Source organism: Desulfovibrio sp. 1188_IL3213 (assembly GCF_036763145.1).
Classification (GTDB): domain Bacteria; phylum Desulfobacterota; class Desulfovibrionia; order Desulfovibrionales; family Desulfovibrionaceae; genus Desulfovibrio.
This window is the reverse complement of sequence record NZ_JBAIYR010000342.1, coordinates 1-2,480: the sequence shown is the minus strand read 5'-3', so window position 1 is coordinate 2,480 and position 2,480 is coordinate 1. Positions and strand designations below refer to the sequence as shown.

Genomic DNA, 2,480 nt, shown 5'->3' with positions numbered 1-2,480 from the left:
GTCAGGGGCTTGCGCTGCCGGGGCCTGCACCTGCGGTGCGGGTGTGGAATCGGGAGCCGGCTCGTGCATCAGGGAAGGAACAAGACTGCCCAGATAAAGGCCAAGCACAAGGGCAATGACCACGCCCATCACAAACACGCCCTTGCGCACCATGCCCTGGGGCGTGGCTTCCTGCTGCTCGTCAGGTGCGGCAGACATGGCAAGGGCCTGTTCCGGGGGGCGTGCTTCGCGCGTATCCTGACTGGTGGAGAGAGACTGGGCCTGCTTCGGAGCGGACGAGTCCTTGTTTCTGCTTTTACGACGGGCCATATGGTCCTCATGGGGGCATTTTCATAGTGAACGTGCGGCTTCAACAGGAGAAAACGCCTGCCCGGCTTGGAGCCGGACATGTATGCGGCGGCAACACAGGAATGGCATGACCGCCAGTTTTCCGCCTGCGGCGCAGCCATCAGCGCGCGTCAAACGCGCTTTGCGCAACGGGTTTTCACGGCAAAAAAACGCCGGGCGGGAAAATACATGCAATGGCGACGGCCCGCACCCGCTGGCCGCGCTCTTTGCGGTAAAAGGTACAACCTGTAAAAAAAAGAGGCAAGCCCGCAGCCTCTCCACAAGCTGCGGGCTTGCCCGGAATGTATGCCCGGCCTGGGCAGGTTGCACCGGACAGCGCACCGGGGGCAGCACCGCCGCATGGCGGCCAGCCCATCTCTGGAGCAGATCAACTTTGAGAATGTACATTCTCAAAGGTAACGGCACGCTCGCTTCGGCGCTTAACCGCGCAAGTAAACAGCTCTGCTGTCTTCGCGACAGTCGCTGGCGAGCCTGCGAGCCTTACGAATGGCGACAGTGGCTGTGTGGAAACAAGCCGCTCGTTACACATGCTGCCTGCAAGCGTAGTTTCCTGCGTTACAACTCCTGAAGCATCCGTAAGCCCTTCGGGCAACGGCTGAAGCTGCGCTTGCGCCTTTGCGGCGGGCGACTGCGTGAGCAGTCGCCAGAGCAATTTTAAAATGAAATTGCTCTGGACAATACGCGCGGCGATTAGCCAGTGTCGTCACGAGATGAATTTCCTTGGTATATCAAGGAGAACGAGCCTTTTATGCAGGGAGTGTACTCTTATGGTACTCGACCGGAATAAAAGGCGAAGTTCGACGCAGAGATACCGGGAAAGGCGCTCGTGACGACACTGTCTAGCGCGTTTTCGCGGGTGCGGCTGCCTTGCCCTTCGCCTGATCTGCGGGTGCGGCCTTATCCGGCGTGTCCGACTTGCCGGTCTGGCCCGGCTGACCGGGAAGCGGAGTTTTTTCCAGCTCCAGCATAATGGCTTTTTTCAATTCTTCAGGCGCGTTGGCATCATGCAGCCCTGCGCTCAGATGTTCCACACCCTTGGCGGGATTGTCGAGATAATGAATGTAAAGCACGCCAAGGCTGTAGCGCACTGAAGCCTCATCCTTGATAGCCAGAACTTTTTCAAGGGCCTCGGCGGCTTCCTTGTTGCGGCCCTGGTTGTGCATGATGACGCCCAGCAGATACAGCGGTTTGGAGTTACCCATATCAAGCGTTACGGCCCGCTGGGCAAAAGTTTCTGCGGCTTCCCAGTTTTGCGCGCCAATGAGGTGCTCCACAAGGTGAATCATGGCTGTACCGTCATTGGGGTTTTCCGCCACCTGACGCATGAGCTGGCCTATCTGCTGCGCCGCATTGTCCTGAGCGGCCACGGCACGGGGCTGCCGCTGCTCCGTAAGCCCTGGGCTTTCAAAGCGTTCCTTGAGCGATACGGCCAGCATGAGCACCAGGCCCAGGCCCAGCAGAATAATGAGCGCGCGGGATGAAGTGTTGCGCTTTGAACTATCAGTCATTGTTGAGCATCTCCCATTGGGCCAGGCGTGCTGCAAGGGACCGTTGGCGCGCGCCCATAAAGGCCAGGTAAGCGCCAAGGCCGATCCATACGGCGGCATTAGCCATGATTATCCAGGTCAGGGTATCCATATGTCCTCCGGGAATGGCCTCACGGCCCTGCGGACCGGCGGCGCATGACGGCGCGGGCCGTGCGTTACAGTCCTTCCGGCGTAAACCGGCTCTGCTGCAGCCTGTCCATACGGGCGGCCAGATCAAGCTGGCGCTTGCGCAGCCACACCAGACCCGCCCACAAAAAACCGAACGAAAGCACGCAGGCCATGACGGTAAGGCGCATCTCCGGCTCAAGGCCGCCTTCCTTGCTGGCAAAAACAGAAGGATGGATGGAGCGCCAGATACGCGCGGACAGAAAAACCAGCGGCACATCAAGAAAAGCCACCACGCCCACCACGGCGCAGACCGTATTGCGGCGCTGCGGCGGCAGATCCAGCCCGCGCAGCACCAGATAGCCCGCATAAACGAACCACATGATCAGCGTTGTCGTGAGTCTTGGGTCCCACGTCCACCAGACGCCCCAGGAGCGGCGCGCCCAAAGCATGCCCGTGACCAGGGCAAGGCCGCTCAGC

Annotated in this window: 3 protein-coding genes and 1 pseudogene; all 4 read right to left on the bottom strand. The window is 60.0% G+C overall.

Translation table 11 applies throughout. The features are described 5' to 3' along the window. A pseudogene (locus tag V6C16_RS11200) lies at positions 1–309 on the bottom strand (tetratricopeptide repeat protein); the annotation flags it as partial. 878 nt (positions 310–1,187) lie between these two features. Then, complete coding sequence (locus V6C16_RS11195) at positions 1,188–1,856, bottom strand: hypothetical protein (RefSeq protein ID WP_333536873.1); 669 nt, start codon at positions 1,854–1,856, stop codon at positions 1,188–1,190. Further along, on the bottom strand, positions 1,849–1,986 hold the full coding sequence (locus V6C16_RS11190) for a CcmD family protein (protein ID WP_333536874.1): 138 nt from the start codon (positions 1,984–1,986) through the stop codon (positions 1,849–1,851). Before V6C16_RS11190 ends, V6C16_RS11195 begins: the two co-directional genes overlap by 8 nt. Before the next feature lie 64 nt (positions 1,987–2,050). Further along, on the bottom strand, positions 2,051–2,480 hold a 430-nt coding region (gene ccsA, locus V6C16_RS11185; RefSeq protein ID WP_333543237.1), incomplete at its 5' end, for a cytochrome c biogenesis protein CcsA.

Bases quoted from the DNA above. Each gene is read 5' to 3' on its own strand.
- V6C16_RS11195 (WP_333536873.1), bottom strand. From the start codon at position 1,856: ATGACTGATAGTTCAAAGCGCAACACTTCATCCCGCGCGCTCATTATT.
- V6C16_RS11190 (WP_333536874.1), bottom strand. From the start codon at position 1,986: ATGGATACCCTGACCTGGATAATCATGGCTAATGCCGCCGTATGGATC.